Here is a 16311-nt window from a genome sequence, read left to right on the forward strand (position 1 = left end):
CAGCACGCTCCCGGCCTGTCAGACACCGCCCGGCCGCCGCCCTCTATGCGGACACGCGGGGAGGACCCGATACCCGTCTTCACCTGGGGAGTGCTTCTTTCCGCGCAGCCGACAGGACCCTCGACAAGTCCCATCGTTGCGGGTCAGGAGCGCCTCCGCTCATTTGGCCAAGTCTCGGACGCCCCACCTCGTGAAAGTGCCAGGTCAAGTCGGGCGAGGATTTCCTCGTTGCGCCAGATGGCGCAGCAGAAGCAGACGGTGCCGTGGCCGGGAAAGTCGTGGGAGGCGGGATGACGGGCGGCGGTCCACGTCGGTGGGGTGGGCTGCCGACCGGTCTGGCACGCTCGTGGACGTAGCCGTACGGGAAAGGCCGTCGGGCCCCGGCCGCGGTGCGGCCGGGGCCCGACGGCCCATGTCCCGGCAGGAGCCGGTCACTCGGTCTCGACCGCGTCGTCCATGCTCTTCAGCGCCTCGTCGACGCTCGCGTCACCGGCGAACAGCTTCTGCACGGCGGTGAAGTGCGCCTGCTGCACCTCGGGGTTGGGCCAGCGCTGGTCCATGAACGGGATGGTCTTGCCGTCCTGCTGCATGTCGATCAGGACGTCCAGAGCCGGGTCCGCCTCGAAGGAGTCGTTGGGCAGGGCCGGCAGGGTGCCGCCCTCCTCGGCGTAGATCTTCTGCCCGTCCTGCGAGGCCAGGTACTCGATGAACTTCTTGCCCGCGGCCGCGTTCTTGCTCTCGGCGTTCAGGCCGTAGGCGGCGGAGACGGCGCCCGGGATGCGGGTGGCGTCCGCGTCGTCCGACGCCGGCAGGGCGAACATGCCCAGCTCAGCGTCACCGGCCTCCTTCTGCACCTGCGGGATGCTGGTGGTGACCTGGACGACGCCGACGGCCTTGCCGGAGCCGACGTCGGACAGCGAGGTCTCGTAGCTGGTGCCGTTGGGGTTCTCGGTGAAGCAGCCCGCCTCGTTCAGGTCGAGGTACTGCTGGAGGGTGTCCTTCCAGGCGGAGCCGGCGAAGGTGGCTTCACCCGCGCTGAGCTGCTCGTCGAAGTCGGCGTCCTTGGTGTACACGGTGGTCGCGGCGAGCGCGTAGTCGACGAGCTGGGTGACCCACGTGGTCTGGTTGCCGAGGGCGAGCAGCACCTTGTCGTGGTCCTGCGCCTTCTTGCACAGGTCCAGGACGTCGTCCCAGGTCTTCGGCTCGGTGCCGCCGATCGCCTTGAGCGTGTCCTTGTTGTAGACGGCGCCGATGCCGTTGAAGGTGACGGGCACGATGTACGTCTTGCCGTCGACCTGCGTGACGCTCTTGTCGCCCTCGGCGATGTCCGACACGAAGCCGTACTCGCTGAGGTCGGCCAGGTAGCCGGCCTTCTGGAGCACCTGGACCGCGGCCGGGTTGCCGTTGCCGGGCCAGACGGTGAAGACGTCCGGCGCGGTGCCCGAGGAGAGCTGGGTGCGCAGCGTGGACTGGAGCTGGTCGGTGTCGGCGTAGGTGACGTCGACCTCGATGTCCGGGTTGGCCTTCTCGAACGCCTTGACGACGGCGTCCATCGGGACCCGGTCGGTGGAGTTCGCGGCGACGCGCAGGGTGTCGCCGTCACCGCCGCCGCCGGCGGTGGCGGCGTCGGAGCTGCACGCGGCGGTGGCGGCCGCGAGGCACAGGACGGAGAAGGTGGCGGCGAGGGGACGGGTTGCTCTCATGACGGCTCCAAGGGGCAGGAGGGAGTGATGGTGCACGGCCGACGCCGGGCATGTGACGCCGTACGGGCGGCTCGGACGGCGAGCGGGCAAACTGGTGCGGGGCCGGGGGTGTGGTCAGCCCTTCAGTCCGCCGGCGAAGCCCTGGATGATGCGCTTCTGCATCAGGAAGTAGGCGACCAGCACCGGCAGGATGCCGATGATCAGCCCGGCGAAGACCATGGGCCACTGTGAGACGTACTGGCCCACGAAGCCGAACAGGGCGACGGGGATGGTCTGACGGCCCGATCCGCTGAGGTAGAGCAGCGGGGTCAGGAAGTCGTTCCAGACGAAGATGACGTTGAGGATGACCACGGTGCCGGTGATGGGCCGCATCAGGGGGAAGACCACCCTGACGAAGGCCCGGACCGGACCGCAGCCGTCCATGAGCGCCGCCTCCTCGTACCCGGGGTCCAGGGAGCGCAGGAACCCGGTGTACATGAAGATCGAGAAGGGCAGCTGGAGGCCGGTGTAGAAGATGACCAGCGCCAGCGGGTTCCCCAGCAGGTTCAGGTCGCGCATGGTCTGGTACAGCGGGATCAGCGCCAGCTGGAACGGCAGCAGCAGGCCCAGCATGAACAGGGCGAACACTCCGCGGGACCAGTACCGGGTGGACCGGGCCAGCGGATAGGCCGCCGCGGCGGCCAGGGCGACGATCAGCACGACGCTGCCGACGGTGACCAGGACGCTGTTGGCGATGGCCGCGCCGAGGCCGGCCTGGCGCCAGGCGTCGCCGAAGTTGGCGAGGGTGGGGCTGGACGGCAGGGAGATCGGCGAGGCGTCGTCGCCCTCCTCGCGCAGGGCCAGGGAGACCAGGACGTAGAGGGGGAAGGCGAAGAGCAGGGCAACCACGATCATGACCGCTTCGAGGATGCCGGTACGCCACGTGTAGCGGTTCATGAGCTCTTCTTCTCCTGACGGCTGAGGTAGAAGTACTGCAGGCCGCTGACGACGATCACGAAGAGGGTCAGCACCAGGCCCATGGCGATGCTGTAGCCGTACTTGTTGAACTGGAACGCCTGCTTGTAGATGACGGTGGACAGGGTGTCCGTGGCGCCGCCGGGACCGCCCTGGGTCATCACCCAGACCTGGTCGAACAGTTTCAGGCCACCGATGATCGACAGCATCAGGTTGATGGTGATGGCCGGGGCGAGCATCGGCCGGATGACGGACCAGAACCGCCGCACCGGGCCGGCGCCGTCCATCGCCGCCGCCTCGTGGATCTCCTGGGGGATGGACTGCAGGCCCGCGAGGAAGATGACCATGGAGTAGCCGGCGAACTGCCAGATGACCACGGTCACCACCGACCACAGCGCGATGTCCGGGTCACCGAGCCAGTCCTGCGTCAGCGCCTCGAGCCCGACAGCCTTCAGCAGGGCGTTGATCGCGCCCTCCGGTGCGTACAGGTACTTCCACAGGTACGCGGTGACCACCGGGGTGATCACGGCCGGCGCGAAGAAGAAGACGCGCAGGACGGTGCGGGACTTGATGCGGGCGTTGACACCGAGGGCGAGCAGCAGACCGATCGCGTTCTGCACCACCGTGATGGCGATCGCGGCCAGCAGGGTGGTGCCCACCGCGTCCCGGGCCGCCGTGTCCTCCCACAGGGCCCGGAACTGGTCCAGGCCCACGAAGTGCTTGACCGGGCTGATGCCGTCCCAGTCGGTGAAGGCGAACCAGCCGCCCTGCACGCTGGGGACGAGGACCACGAAGGCGAAGAAGACCAGGGCCGGCAGGACGAACCACCAGGGGGCCCGGTTGCGCGTGGTGCGGGGACTCCCGCCGTCCGGGGTCGGCTCCTTCCCGGGAGGCCCGTCCCGGTGCTTGCGGAAAGGGCTGGTCGCCACAGTGGCCATCTGGCTCTCCATCGAGTCACGCAGCGCGTTGTTGTGCCGCCACGATGATGCGTTAACGAAGCTGAAACGCTTCAAATCATGGCCAGAAACTAGGTTCAGCCTGGAGTCGTGTCAAGAGTGGATTCACTATTTTCTCGGCATCTGTCCCGGACACCGAATATCGTGACGTCGATCCCCTTGACGCATCGATTCCGACGTGACCTGCGTATTCAGGAGCGCCGCACTGCTTGACGCGGTCGCGCGAACATCCTTACCGTGTGCCCGGTTCGGCGATTGAAGCGCTTCACACGCTTCAAACGCATCCCGTGACCGGCCCAGCCACCCGGTCGACAGAACAGGAGCCGCTCCATGTCCGAGAATCCGCCTGCCGACACCGTGGTGGTGGCCGCGCCGACCGTCGAGCACCACGGCAGCGGTCTCGGGACCGGTGAGGCCCGCCCCAGGCTCTCGTGGGTGACGGAGTCCGCACCGGACGGATGGCTCCAGACCGCATACGAAGTGGAGATCTCTCCGGAGAGCGGACCGGCCTGGAGCAGCGGCCGCGTCGAGAGCGGCGAGTCCGTCCTCGTGGCGTGGCCGGAAGAGGCCCCCGCACTGGCCTCCCGGGAGCGCCGCACCGTCCGTGTCCGGGTCTGGGGCACCGGCGGCACCCGCTCCGGCTGGAGCCCGGCGCTCGCCGTCGAGGCCGGCCTGCTCTCCCCCGGTGACGTCACCGCCACCATGATCACCCCGGCCGTGCCCGAACTGACCAGGCCCGCACTGCTGCGGACCGCCTTCGAGCTGCCCGCCCCGGCCGTCCGCGCCCGCCTCTACATCACCGCCCACGGACTGTACGAGGCGGAGATCAACGGCCTGCGCGTCGGCGACGAGGTCCTCGCCCCGGGCTGGAGCAGCTACCACCACCGGCTGCGCTACGCGACGCACGACGTGACCGCCCTGCTGACGGAGGGCCCCAACGCGATCGGGGCGTGGCTCGGCGAGGGCTGGTTCAGCGGCCGGTTCGGCATCCACGGCGGCAAGACCTGCCACTACGGCCGGCACACCGGGCTGCTCGCGCAGCTGGAGGTGGAGTGCGCCGACGGCAGCCGGATCGTGGTGAACACCGACGAACGCTGGCGTGCCGCGTACGGGCCCATCACGTCCGCCGGGCTGTACGAGGGCGAACGGTACGACGCCCGCGCCGAGCTGCCCGGCTGGTCCCGTCCCGGCTTCGACGACTCGGGCTGGCAGGGCGTGCAACGCGTCGAGTTCGACACCGGCACACTGTGCGCGCCGCCCGGGCAGCCGGTGCGCCGCGTGGAGAGCCGTGCGCCGGAGGCGGTGCTGACCTCCCCCAGCGGCCGCCGCATCCTGGACTTCGGGCAGAACCTCGCCGGCCGGGTCCGGATCCGTGTCACGGGCAGTGCCGGTACGACCATCACCCTGCGCCACGCCGAGGTCCTCCAGGACGGCGAGCTGTACACCCGGCCGCTGCGCCACGCCACGTCCGTCGACACCTACGTCCTCAAGGGCGGCGGCTCGGTCGAGGAGTGGGAGCCCCGCTTCACCATCCACGGCTTCCGGTACGTGGAGGTCACCGGCTGGCCCGAGGAGCAGTCGCCCCTCGACGTCACCGCCCAGGTGCTGCACACCGACATGCGTCGCACCGGCTGGTTCTCCTCCTCCGACGCGCTGCTCGACCGCCTGCACGAGAACGTCCGCTGGAGCATGCGCGGCAACTTCGTCGACGTCCCCACCGACTGCCCGCAGCGCGACGAACGGCTCGGCTGGACCGGTGACATCCAGGTCTTCGGTCCCACCGCGACCTTCCTGTACGACTGCGCGGGCTTCCTCACCTCGTGGCTGGCGGACCTCGCGCACGACCAGTACCCCGACGGCACGGTGCCCTTCATCGTGCCCGCCATCCCCGTGCCGGAGTGGACGCCGGCGTGGGCGGCGGCGCTGTGGGGGGACGCGGCCGTGCTGGTGCCGTGGACGCTGTACCAGCGTTTCGGGGACCGGGGTGTGCTGCGCTCCCAGTACGCCAGTGCCCGGGCGTGGGTCGACCTGGTCGCCTCCCAGCGCGGCGAGGACGGGGTGTGGCGGCACGGCAGGCAGCTCGGTGACTGGCTCGACCCGGCCTCGCCGCCGGAGGACCCCTGGCAGGCGCGGACCGACCCCTACCTGGTGGCGCAGGCCTACCTGGCGCGCTCCGCGCACGTCCTCGCGCTGACCGCCGCCGAACTCGGCGAGGACGCCGACGAGGAGCGCTACCGGACCCTGTGCGACGAGGCTCGCGCCGCGTTCCTGCGGACGTTCGTCACCGCCGAGGGGCGCATGACGTCCGACACGCAGACGGCGTACGCGCTGGCGCTCCGCTTCGACCTGCTGCCGGACGCCGCGGCCCGCGCCGCGGCCGGCGAGCGGCTCGCGGAGCTGGTCGGCAAGGACGGCCACCGCATCGCCACCGGTTTCGCGGGGACGCCGGAGGTGTGCGACGCGCTGAGCGACACCGGTCACGACGACACCGCGTACCGGCTGCTCCTCCAGCGGGAGTGCCCCTCGTGGCTGTACCCGGTCACGCAGGGCGCGACGACGGTGTGGGAGCGCTGGGACAGCATGCTGCCCGACGGGACCGTCAACCCGGGCGAGATGACGTCGTTCAACCACTACGCGCTCGGCGCGGTCGCCGACTTCCTGCACCGGGTCGTCGCCGGTCTCGCGCCCGCCGCCCCCGGTTACCGGCGGCTGCGGATCGCCCCGCGTCCCGGCGGTCGTCTCACCCACGCCGACGCCCGCCACCTCACGCCCTACGGGACGGCCGAGGCGGGGTGGCGGCTGGACGGCGGCACGCTCACGGTGACGGCCACGGTCCCGCCGAACACCACCGCCGACATCGACCTGCCCGGTCTGGCCACCACCGTCGGCAGCGGCACCCACCGCTTCGAGGTGCCCTGGCCGGCGCAGGGGGAGCAGCCGGACCCGGCGGATACGATGTCGGTCCAGGATTGAAGCGTTACAACCGACCGCCCGCCGGGCGGCCGTATGAAGGGCTCATGGGGATGAACACCGTCGGGATCAAAGATGTCGCGCTGCGCGCCGGTGTCTCGATCGCCACCGTCTCCAACGTCCTGAACCGCCCGGACAAGGTGGCGCGGGCCACACGGGAACGGGTCGAGGACGCCATCGACGTCCTCGGCTACACCCCCAACCCGGCCGCCCGGCAGCTCACCGGCAGCCGCGGCAGCGTCGTCGGGCTGGTCGTCTTCGACGTCCGCAACCCGTTCCTGACCGACGTGGCCCGCGGCGCCGAGGACCTGCTGCACGCCGAGGGCCGGACTGTGATGCTGTGCAACAGCGACGTCCTCGCCGACAAGGAGGAGCGGTATCTCAAGCAGCTCGCCCAGCAGCACGCCACCGGGGTCCTCATCACGCCCGCCGACCTCAATCGCGGCTGGCTGAAGAGCGTCCGGGAGCGGGGGCTGCGGGTGGTGCTGCTCGACAACGCCGACACCTATCCCGACGTGTGTTCCGTCGCGGTCGACGACGTGGCCGGGGCGGACGCGGCCATCACGCACCTGCTGGCCCGCGGGCATCAGCGGATCGCGTTCGTCACCGGACCGATGAACATGAGGCAGTCGCAGGACCGGCTCGCGGGCAGCCGGCAGGCCCTGGAGCGCGCCGGGCGGCCCGCCGACGTGCTCCAGGTCGTCGAGGCCGCCGCGTTCACCGTCGACCGGGGGCGGCGGGCCGGGGAGCAGCTGCTGACCGCGAGCGAGCCCGTCACCGCCGCGTTCTGCGCCAACGACCTGCTGGCGCTGGGTGTCATGCAGACGGCGTTCCGGGCGGGGCTGCGGATCCCCGACGACCTGGCGATCGTCGGGTACGACGACATCCACTCGGCGGCGACCGCGGGGGTGCCGCTCACCTCGGTGCACGTCGGCGGGTACGACCTGGGGAAGGCCGCGGCCGAGCTGCTCATCGACGAGGACCGGGAAGGGCACACGCACCGGCGGCTGGTGTTCCCGCCGCGGCTGATCGAGCGCAACTCGTCCTGAGGTCAGGGTCGTTCACCGGTCGGCGGGCCGCTGCTGTCCCGGACGACCAGTGACGGTGTGACGACGTGGTGCCGCGGTTCGTCGCGGCCCTCGATGCGTTCGAGGAGCATCGCCACCGCCTGCCGGCCCATCTCGGGGCCCTGCTGGTCGACGGAGGTCAGCGAGATCGCCGGATGCGCGGCGAGGTCGGTGTTGTCGTAGCCGACGAGGGAGATCTCCCGGCCGGCGCCGTGCTCCACCAGGGCGGCGAGCGCGCCCAGGGCGAGCTGGTCGTGGCTGGCGAACACCGCGGTGGGCCAGGGGTGTTGAGAAAGCAGCTCGTTCATCGTGGCGCGGGCGCTCTCCTCCGTCTGGCCGGTGCGCACCACCCGTGCCGGCTCGGGGCTGCCCGCGGCCCGCACGGCCTCCTCGAAGGCGCGCAGCCGCAGCGCGTGCGGGCTGCCGGTGCCGGGCGCGGTCACCGCCGCGTCCTCGGTGAGGTGCACGATCCGGCGGTGCCCGAGCCCCAGGAGGTACTCCATGACCTGCCGGGTGCCGGCGACGTCGTCGCCGACGACGGTGTCGTACCGCGCGGAACGGTCGTGCCGCCCGAGCATCACCACCGGCACCCCGGTCGCCAGCCGCTCCAGCCAGTCGGCGTCCACCCGGGGCGAGACGACGACGATGCCGTCGACCTGGCGGTCGGCGAGCGCCTCGATCGCGCCGTACCCCTCGCGGCCGTCGGCGGGGGCGATGACGAGCTGGTAGCGGGTGCCCTCCAGGGCCTGGAGGGCACCGTCGACGATCTGGGTGAGGAACCGGTTGCCGAGGTGCGGGACCTCCAGGCCGAGGGTGTAGCTCGACCCGCGCAGGGACCGCGCGGCCACACTGGGCCGGTAGTTCAGCTCCTGGATGGCCGCGTTGACCCGGGCGCGCATCGCGGGGCTGACCCCGGAGGCGTCCCGGATGACCTTGGACACGGCCGCCCGCGACACCCCGGCCGCCCGTGCCACGTCCTGGATCGTGACCGACCGGCGCCGACTGCTGGCCTGCGACACGTGGTCCCTCCCGTGCGATCACCGTCAGCGCAGCCTGCCCCACCGGCCGCGCGGTCCGCGAGGCGCCCCGGGCGCTCCCGGGGGATCCGGGGGCGCCCGGGGCTCTGTGAGGCGTTGTGCTGCCGGCCGGGGTCCCGGCCGGTGGCGGTCAGCGTCTCACAGTGGTGTCCGTACGCTCAGTGCCGCCCCTCGGCGACGGTCTTCTCCGCGTACGGCCGGACGACGACGGGACCGACGAGCCCGTACGACTGCTGCGCGTCGTACGCGGCGTTGCCGAGCAAGGTCGCCACGTGTACCTCGATGACGTTCCGGCCGGCCGTCACCCAGCCGGTCAGGTCGACGGCCGAGGCGTCGAGGAGATTGGCCTTCGGCAGGGCCCGTCCATTGACCTCGACGGTGTACGTGCCGTTGACCGTGCCCAGGTCGAGGGTGGCCCCGCCGTCCCGCACGACGGACCGGTCCAGGTCGACGGTGGTGCGGTACGTCGACTTCCCGGACCTGTCCTCCAGGCCGGCCATGTTCTGCCAGTCCGGCAGGGCCCCGCCGTCCCCGGCCGCCACCGTGAACGGACCCAGTTCCTCGGTGCGGGTCTGCTCGGCGGTGGCACCCTTCTCGTACGCGGTGACGTCCAGCGTCCAGTCGGTCAGGGGCTGCGCGGCGGAGACGGACGCCACCTTCGAGGTGACGGTCCGGCCGTCGGCGAGCCGGGTCCAGTACGTGCCGGCGCTGTCGGCGCGGATCAGCAGCTCGCCGTCGTCGCCGACGACGGCCGAGTCGGCGGTGGTGGACGTCACCGAGGTGACGGCCTTCGCCGGCTTCCGGGTGTCCTCGTTGCCGTCGGTCAGGGCGAGCAGCACCCCGTCACCGCCGGCGGCCGAGACCTCGACGCGGACGCCCTTGGCGGTACGCGTGTACTCGGCGACGGGGGTGACCTCGCCGGTCCACGGGTCGTAGCTGTAGGGGCGGCCCGAGCCGGTCAGGGTGACCGTGGTGGTCTCCCGCTCGGCACCGGAGTTCCAGAGGTAGTAGTAGTCGGTGTCCTCGGTCTCGCGGCGCAGGTTCAGGAACGACGACGAGCCGTCGTAGTCGGCGGCCGGCGTGACCTTGTCGGCCCGCAGGGCACCGAGGACGTCGGACTCCGCGTCGACCCGCGTCACGGACTTCTGGCGGTACAGCTCCTTCAGCACCTTGCGCAGCTCGGCGTCGGCGCCCGGCTCCAGGCCGCGGACCCGGTCGTCCACCTCGCCGACGACGACGATGGGCAGCCCGGCCTTCGCCCAGGACAGGATCCGCTCGGCGGTGTCGAGGTCGAGGGCTGTCTCGTAGTTCTCGTTGGGCGTGTTGTTCAGCACGAACGCCTTGTAGGACAGGCTCTTGGACAGCAGCCGGCCGCCGGTGACCTCGGCGTCCTTGTCGGTGACGAGGTCCTGGTTCATGAAGCCGTAGGTGTAGCCGGCCTCGGACAGGCTCTCGTCGGTGAAGTAGGCGTCGCCGGTGGCGCCGTCCTTGCTGTGTCCGCCGCCCTGGCGGTAGATGGCCACGTCGTCGCGGAGTTCACCGCGGCGCAGCACCGTCTGGAGGCGGGCGGTGTAGTCGTTGACGGTCTCGTCGTCCGACCAGGTCGGGCTCTGCGGCCCGTACGCGTCGCCGACGTTGCCGCCGAAGAGCGAGAAGCCCGGCCACGAGGAGCCCGCGCCGTCGGTGGTGTCGCCCCAGCCGTGCCAGACGATCATGTTGACGCCGTTGACGAACTGCTGGTTGACGCGGGCGACCAGGGTGGCGCGGGGTACGCGGTGGGCCTGGCCCTCGGCGCAGCACTCGCTGGAGACGATGTTCTTGCCGGACTGGGCGACGGCGCTGGACAGCGCGCGCCAGGAGTCGGCGCTCTCGTTCATCAGCGGGTCGAGGGCGCTGCCGTTGCTGAAGGAGCGGTCCTCGCCCTCGGTGACGTCGAGGTAGGTCGCCATCTCCTGCATGTCGACGGGTGAGGGGCCCCAGGAGCTGTAGGGCTGGCCGCGCACGGTCAGGCCACGCTGGTGCGCCCACTCGGTGAGCGGCTCCAGGTGGTAGTCGCGGAACAGGTCGCTCAGCGTGGTCCGGTAGTCCTCACGGACCCGTTCGCCGATGTCGCCGTCGAAGTCGTAGGCGGGGTCGGTGACTCCGACCGCGGCGAGGTAGGGCACCAGGGAGTAGCCGCGGCGCTTCTCGAACTCCTCCAGGAAGTTCGCCGTCCAGTGCCGGACCTGCCGGCCGGAACTGTTCAGTTCGAGCGAGTCGAAGAAGAGCGAGCCGCCGGACTCCTCGATGGACGCCTCCAGTCGGGGGGTGAGGACCACGTCCTCCCAGTAGTCCTGGATGGCCCGGAAGCCCTCGCTGCCGAAGTGGTCGACGAGGTAGGTCGTCTTCTGGGTGCCGGCGAGGCCGACGGTGTGGCCGGTGCCGGTCATCCAGCTGCCGACCAGCAGCCAGGTGGCACCGGCGGGCGAGGCGGGCGCGGTCCAGGTGACCATGGAGTCGACGACCTTCGCGGTGAGGTCGACGGCGGTCTCCTGCTCCAGGGCGGGGGTGGACTCGGAGCAGTCGTCGACACAGCGGTAGGCGACGGCACCCTGGAGTTCGGCCTTCGTCGCGCCTCTCGGCAAGGTCGGCTCCGGGACGTCGGCGGAGAACGTCTCGCCGGCGGCGACCTTGGCGGAGGCGAAGGAGATCTGCTTGTCGGAACCGGCGCCGTCGGGTGAGACGGTGGTGGTGCCGGCCGACCAGCCGGGGGTGTAGATGTGATCGACCTGGAGGCCGTTGTCGGCGCCGGCGTCGTACACCGACTCCATCGCGGACGACCACGACTCGTTGGACCAGTCGTGCTGCGCGGGGTCGTAACCGGCCGCGCCGGTGAGCTGGTTGAACTCGACGCCGCCGGCGCCGGCCTCGGCCATCTGCTCGATCTGCCGCTGCGCGGACTCGTCGGTCAGCAGGCCGCCGGCGGTCCAGAAGCGGTAGTACGGGCGGTCCTCCGCGGCGGGGTCCGCGAACGACCCGGACGAACCGGTGGTCCCGGCCGATGTGCGGCTCCCGGCCGGGGCGGTGCCCGCGGCGCTCTGCGGGGCGACCCCGACGGCCAGGGTCACCAGGGCGGTGAGCAGGCCCGCGGCGGGCAGACCCCGGCGTACGGCCGCTCCGGTTCTGAGTGCTCTCATGATGCTCGTTCTCCGTTCGCTGCGGCCCGCACCGTCCGTCCGCGCACGGCGCGCGGACGGACGGTGCGGGCCGGGAGGGTCAGCGCCTGCCGAGGGTGAACTTCGTGGACAGCGTGGTGTCCGAGGACGCGCCGACGTGCGCGGTGAAGGTCCCCGACGGGGTGCGCCAGGCGTCACGGTCGTCGTCGTAGTACTGGGTCAGGTGCCGGGTCTCGACCTGCTCCTGCGTCAGCTTGATCGTGACGGACTTGCTCTGGCCGGCCTTCAGGGAGACCCGGTCCCAGGCGATGAGCCGCGCCGACGGCTCGTCCGCGCTGCGCGGCAGCTCCAGGTAGACCTGCGGGACCTCGGTGCCGGCGCGCTCGCCGGTGTTGGTCACCTTGAACCGGACGGTCAGGCCGTTCTCGCCGTTGGTGGAGACCTTCGCCCCGGAGACGTCGAAGTCCGTGTAGGACAGGCCGTACCCGTAGTCGAAGAGGGGCTCCTCGTCCTGCGCCTGGTACCAGCGGTAGCCGACCTCGAGGCCCTCGCTGTACTCGACCTGGCGGATGGTCCCGCCCTCGGGGACGACGCCCGGGTACTGCTCCTCGGTGTTGGCGGGCTGCTGCTCCTCGGACCTGGGGAAGGTCATGGGGAGCTTGCCGGAGGGGTTGACGTCGCCGAAGAGCAGGGAGGCGATGGCGGGACCGGCCTGCTCGCCCGGGTACCAGGTCTCCAGCACGGAGTCGACCTTCGACAGCCACGGCATGGTGGTCGCGGTGCCGGTCTCCAGCACCACCACGGTCGAGTCGTTCTCGTCGGCCACGGCGCTGATCAGCGCGTCGCCGCCGGCGTCCAGGCCGAGGTCCTCCGGGTCGGAGAACTCGCCGACCTGCTTGTAGCCGAAGACCACGGCGACGTCCGCCCCGGCGGCGACCTCGGCGGCGCGCTCCGCGTCGCTGCCGTCGTCGTAGACGACCTCGATGCCGAGTTCGGCGGCGCGCTCGGTGAGGGAGTCGAGCGGGGCGACCATGTCCTCGCAGGCCATGGTGTTGCGGCCGCTGGTGGTACCGCTGAAGTTCAGCGGCAGGCTGCACAGTTGCCTGGCCGTCATGCCGGAGTCGGGGTCGTTGGAGGCGACCGAGCCGATGACGGCGAGGGTCTTGCCGCTGCGCTTGTCCAGCGGGAGGGTGTCGCCGCTGTTCTTCAGCAGCACCGAGCCCTCCTCGGCGATCTGCCGGGCCAGCGCCTTGTGGGCGGGCGTCGACACGTCCGCGACGGGCTCGCCGGCCGGCGCGTGGTCGAAGAGGCCGCCGTCGATGTAGGAGCGGACGACGCGCAGCGCGGCCCGCTCGACGTCCGCCTGGGTGATCTCGCCGGCGGCGAGGGCGGCGTCGAGCTTCTCCGGCGTGTAGTGGATCGGCCGGTTCAGCTCCTGGTCGAGGCCGGCCTTGAGGGAGGCTGCGGTGGAGTGGACGGCGCCGTAGTCGCTCATGACGTAGCCCTCGAAGCCGAGTTCGCCCTTGAGGCTCTCGTCGAGCAGCTCGTTCTCGCAGGCGTAGACGCCGTTGATCTGGTTGTACGAGCACATGACGCTCTCGGGGTCGCCCTCCGACAGGGCGATGCCGTAAGGGAGTTCGTAGATCTCCTTGTACGTCCGCTCGTCCATGTTGGAGGAGCTGGTGTGCCGGTCGGTCTCCTGCTCGTTGGCCACGTAGTGCTTGAGGTCGGCCAGGACCGGCTTGTCCTCGTTGCTCTCGATGCCGCGGGCCTGGGCGCCGGCGAGTACGCCGTTGACGACCGGGTCCTCACCGAAGTACTCCGGCGTCCGGCCGGCGAGCGCGGTGCGGCCGCCGCCGATGCCCGGGCCGAGGATGACGTTCTTGCCCTTGTCGAAGGACTCGCTGCCCATCGCCTTGCCCTTGGCGTAGGCGGTGTCCTCGTTGAAGCCCGACGCCAGGGATATCTGTGCCGGGAAGGCGGTGACGCCCTCGACGGACCGCACGCCCTCGGGGCCGTCGGTGTAGGTGACGGTCGGGGTGCAGGGGACCTGCACCGGGTAGGTCACGCCCTGGAAGTCGGTCCGGGTGGGGCTGTTGGCGGGCTGCTCGACGAGCCAGCGGTAGATCTGGTGCTGGGTGCTGGCGGCGAGCAGCGCCTTGGCCCGCTGGTCGGCGGAGTCGCGGGTGTCCATCCACGGCACCTTGGAGCATTCCGTGGCCGCGGCGTTTCCCGCCGTCGCGGTGCCGGCGGTGGCCGGCATGACCGTGATCAGCACGGCGGACGTGACGATCGCGGCGCCTCTTCGCCGGCGGCGACTCACCGTTCGCGGTGTCTGCCTTTCGGACACGATGCCTCCTTGCAACGTTTCGAAATCATGCGGTCGTCCACCGCACGGGGATGGGGAGGGGACGTCCTGGCGGGCCTGGGCAGGCCCGCGGGGGGCGGAGAAAAGGGAGGGGAGGGGGACGGGTCAGAGCAGCGGTTCGGCCACGGCTCGTCAGCGCGACAGGGCGGTCCGGGCGGGCGTCCGGTGCACGGACCGGCCTGGGTACGGGCCGGTCCGCGGCCGGGTGTGCGGGCACACCCCTCCGCCGGCACCGTACCGGAGGCTTTGGCTCCGCGATGTCTGACGCATCTTCATCCCCGCCTCCCGGGAGGCGGGGAACACGGCTCGCCCCGCCGCTCGCTACACCCCGTAGATCGATCCACGCGGTGACGGCCCTCACCGTAAGCGGTCCGCTGCACATCGGCAATGCCTTGGACAAGAAACATTTCAAGCCATCGGAGTGGCGGTTGCACACAGGTCCCGGAACCCCCTCCCGGCCGCCGTCCGGCGGCACTTCGTCAGAGTTCCGACGCGAAGGTCGCACTCGCCCGCCGGGGTCGGGAACCGGGCGTAGCCGTCCCCGTGGCCGAAGTACGACGCCTCCCGGGACGTCCGGGCGGGCTCGCCCCCGAGGCGTACGGGGGCGGGCTCGCCGGCGGGGACGTGGATCCCGGCCGTCGCGGTGGCCGGGACGGTCACGCGCGGGGCGAGCGTGCGGTCGTCGACACTGCGTGATCCAACGGCTGCGGACGGTGTCGCGCGCCGGCTCGCAGCGGCCCTCGGCACGCACTCACTGGCACTTCGGCTGTCCGTCCGGTGTGCGGTTCCCCGGTTGTCCGGGAGGGATTGACCAGCCGGTCAGAGCGGGTGGGTCTCAGGTCGGCTCGTTCGGCCGCCGCCTGCCCGGCGTAGCGCTTCTCTTCGAACCCGACGGGGCCGAGGTGGCCGAGCCGTTTCTGGACGCGCCGGCTGTTGCGGAAGCCGTCGATGTGCTCGAGGAGCGCGAGGTCGGCCTCGGCCCGGGTGGCGAAGGCGCGGCCGCGGACGCATCCGGTTTTGACGAGCGTCCAGAGGTGCTCCCCGAGGGCGTTGCCGTACGAGTCCCCGACGGATCCGGTGGACGCCTTGACTCCCCGCTCGCGGCAGCCGGGTTGTCGGCTTCACGGACGTGCGTCGACAGCCGTGATCAGCGTGGTGGACGAGCGTGCCCGGTTCGGCCTCGCGGGACGCGAGGGCGTACTCGAGCGTGGTCAGCACCGGGTCGGGGTCCGCGCGGGCGGAGGTCTCCCACGCGGCCGCCCGGCGGGAGAACGCGTCGCGGATCGCCGGGGGCCACAGGGGTCACTCGCCGGTGGAGATCATGGTGAGGTCGGTGACCCGCAGCCTGTTCGGGGTCTTCGCGGTGAAGTCGCGCTCGACCGGGTCCGGGGCCAGGGCGGCCTTGGGGGCCGCGGCGCGTGAGGCCCTTGCGGCGCGGGCTGACGCCCGCGATGCCGGCCTCGCGCATCGGACGCTCGACGCGTTCGCGCCCCGCGTGAACGCCCTCGCGTCTGGGGACGGCGTGCACCCGCGGTGAGCCGTGGACGCAGCCGGAGTCGGCGTGGATCCGGAACCGGGGCCGGATCGCTGTGCCTTCCGGACGGCTGGCGAGCGCTACCGCACGGACCCGGGCATCACCGGGTACGTGCTGCCGGCCCGGCTCGCCGCCGGCGACCGGCGGGAGACGCGTCCGGCGTTCCTCTTCCGCGGCCAGCGGGCGATCACCGACCAGGCCGCCACCCGCCACCTCGCCCGCGACGACGAACGGCCGGCCCGCGAACACGGCAACGGCACGTTCGTCCTGCTGCTCAAGGTGGTCGACTCGCACGCGTACGGACCGGACGTGGTGGAGCCGGCGAGGGATGTGACACGGGCCGCGACCAGCCCGCTGCCGGCTCCGGCGCCGGCGCCGCGCCCCTCCCGCCGGGCCTCCTGCCCCCCGTCCCCGCACGCTCCGGCCCGTCCCCGCGGACCTCGGGCCCGTCCCCGCGGACCTCGGGGCCCGGTGCCGGACGTGGTGTCCGGCACCGGGCCCCGAGTGGTCCGTGCGGGCCGCTCCGCCGCCCGGCCGGCACGCAGCTGACCTTCCCCTCATGTCCGT

Annotated in this window: 9 protein-coding genes and 2 pseudogenes; 3 read left to right on the top strand and 8 right to left on the bottom strand. The window is 71.5% G+C overall.

Annotated features, from left to right (window positions below):
* Positions 1 to 431 precede the first annotated feature (431 nt).
* The 3 genes from ACY1JF_RS15990 to ACY1JF_RS16000 form a co-directional block, all read right to left on the bottom strand.
* Positions 432 to 1703, bottom strand: coding sequence for an ABC transporter substrate-binding protein (locus tag ACY1JF_RS15990; RefSeq protein ID WP_462705790.1), 1272 nt, complete (start codon positions 1701 to 1703; stop codon positions 432 to 434).
* 114 nt (positions 1704 to 1817) lie between these two features.
* Positions 1818 to 2639, bottom strand: coding sequence for a carbohydrate ABC transporter permease (locus ACY1JF_RS15995; protein ID WP_462705791.1), 822 nt, complete (start codon positions 2637 to 2639; stop codon positions 1818 to 1820).
* Complete coding sequence (locus ACY1JF_RS16000) at positions 2636 to 3595, bottom strand: carbohydrate ABC transporter permease (protein WP_462705792.1); 960 nt, start codon at positions 3593 to 3595, stop codon at positions 2636 to 2638. Before ACY1JF_RS16000 ends, ACY1JF_RS15995 begins: the two co-directional genes overlap by 4 nt.
* Before the next feature lie 348 nt (positions 3596 to 3943).
* Here ACY1JF_RS16000 and ACY1JF_RS16005 point away from each other — a divergent pair, with 348 nt between their 5' ends.
* Together ACY1JF_RS16005 and ACY1JF_RS16010 are read left to right on the top strand one after the other, a co-directional pair.
* Complete coding sequence (locus tag ACY1JF_RS16005) at positions 3944 to 6586, top strand: glycoside hydrolase family 78 protein (RefSeq protein ID WP_462705793.1); 2643 nt, start codon at positions 3944 to 3946, stop codon at positions 6584 to 6586.
* 44 nt (positions 6587 to 6630) lie between these two features.
* Positions 6631 to 7632: a LacI family DNA-binding transcriptional regulator gene (locus ACY1JF_RS16010; RefSeq protein ID WP_462705794.1), complete on the top strand. Its 1002-nt coding sequence runs from the start codon at positions 6631 to 6633 to the stop codon at positions 7630 to 7632.
* A gap of 2 nt (positions 7633 to 7634) precedes the next feature.
* Here the strand turns inward: ACY1JF_RS16010 and ACY1JF_RS16015 are convergent, their stop codons facing one another.
* The 5 genes and pseudogenes from ACY1JF_RS16015 to ACY1JF_RS16035 form a co-directional block, all read right to left on the bottom strand.
* Positions 7635 to 8669, bottom strand: coding sequence for a LacI family DNA-binding transcriptional regulator (locus ACY1JF_RS16015; protein ID WP_462705795.1), 1035 nt, complete (start codon positions 8667 to 8669; stop codon positions 7635 to 7637).
* 176 nt (positions 8670 to 8845) lie between these two features.
* Positions 8846 to 11863 carry a glycosyl hydrolase gene (locus ACY1JF_RS16020; RefSeq protein ID WP_462705796.1) on the bottom strand — a complete coding sequence of 1006 codons (3018 nt, stop codon included), beginning with the start codon at positions 11861 to 11863 and terminating at the stop codon, positions 8846 to 8848.
* Positions 11864 to 11942: 79 nt separating this feature from the next.
* Positions 11943 to 14036 (bottom strand): beta-glucosidase, encoded by a 2094-nt coding sequence (locus tag ACY1JF_RS16025; RefSeq protein WP_462705797.1) that lies wholly within the window; start codon positions 14034 to 14036, stop codon positions 11943 to 11945.
* A gap of 830 nt (positions 14037 to 14866) precedes the next feature.
* A pseudogene (locus ACY1JF_RS16030) lies at positions 14867 to 15229 on the bottom strand (IS3 family transposase); the annotation flags it as partial.
* A 128-nt stretch (positions 15230 to 15357) separates the two neighbouring features.
* Positions 15358 to 15738: a hypothetical protein gene (locus tag ACY1JF_RS16035; RefSeq protein WP_462705798.1), complete on the bottom strand. Its 381-nt coding sequence runs from the start codon at positions 15736 to 15738 to the stop codon at positions 15358 to 15360.
* A 27-nt stretch (positions 15739 to 15765) separates the two neighbouring features.
* Between ACY1JF_RS16035 and ACY1JF_RS16040 the strand changes: the two are divergent.
* Positions 15766 to 16140 (top strand): annotated as a pseudogene (locus ACY1JF_RS16040) (hypothetical protein); the annotation flags it as partial.
* Positions 16141 to 16311: the final 171 nt, after the last annotated feature.

Source organism: Streptomyces sp. SYSU D01066-1 (assembly GCF_054956795.1).

Excerpts from the sequence above, each read along its gene's own strand:
- ACY1JF_RS15990 (WP_462705790.1), bottom strand. The coding sequence starts at position 1,703 with ATGAGAGCAACCCGTCCCCTCGCCGCCACCTTCTCCGTCCTGTGCCTC.
- ACY1JF_RS15995 (WP_462705791.1), bottom strand. The coding sequence starts at position 2,639 with ATGAACCGCTACACGTGGCGTACCGGCATCCTCGAAGCGGTCATGATC.
- ACY1JF_RS16000 (WP_462705792.1), bottom strand. The coding sequence starts at position 3,595 with ATGGCCACTGTGGCGACCAGCCCTTTCCGCAAGCACCGGGACGGGCCT.
- ACY1JF_RS16005 (WP_462705793.1), top strand. The coding sequence starts at position 3,944 with ATGTCCGAGAATCCGCCTGCCGACACCGTGGTGGTGGCCGCGCCGACC.
- ACY1JF_RS16010 (WP_462705794.1), top strand. The coding sequence starts at position 6,631 with ATGGGGATGAACACCGTCGGGATCAAAGATGTCGCGCTGCGCGCCGGT.
- ACY1JF_RS16020 (WP_462705796.1), bottom strand. The coding sequence starts at position 11,863 with ATGAGAGCACTCAGAACCGGAGCGGCCGTACGCCGGGGTCTGCCCGCC.
- ACY1JF_RS16025 (WP_462705797.1), bottom strand. The coding sequence starts at position 14,036 with ATGGACACCCGCGACTCCGCCGACCAGCGGGCCAAGGCGCTGCTCGCC.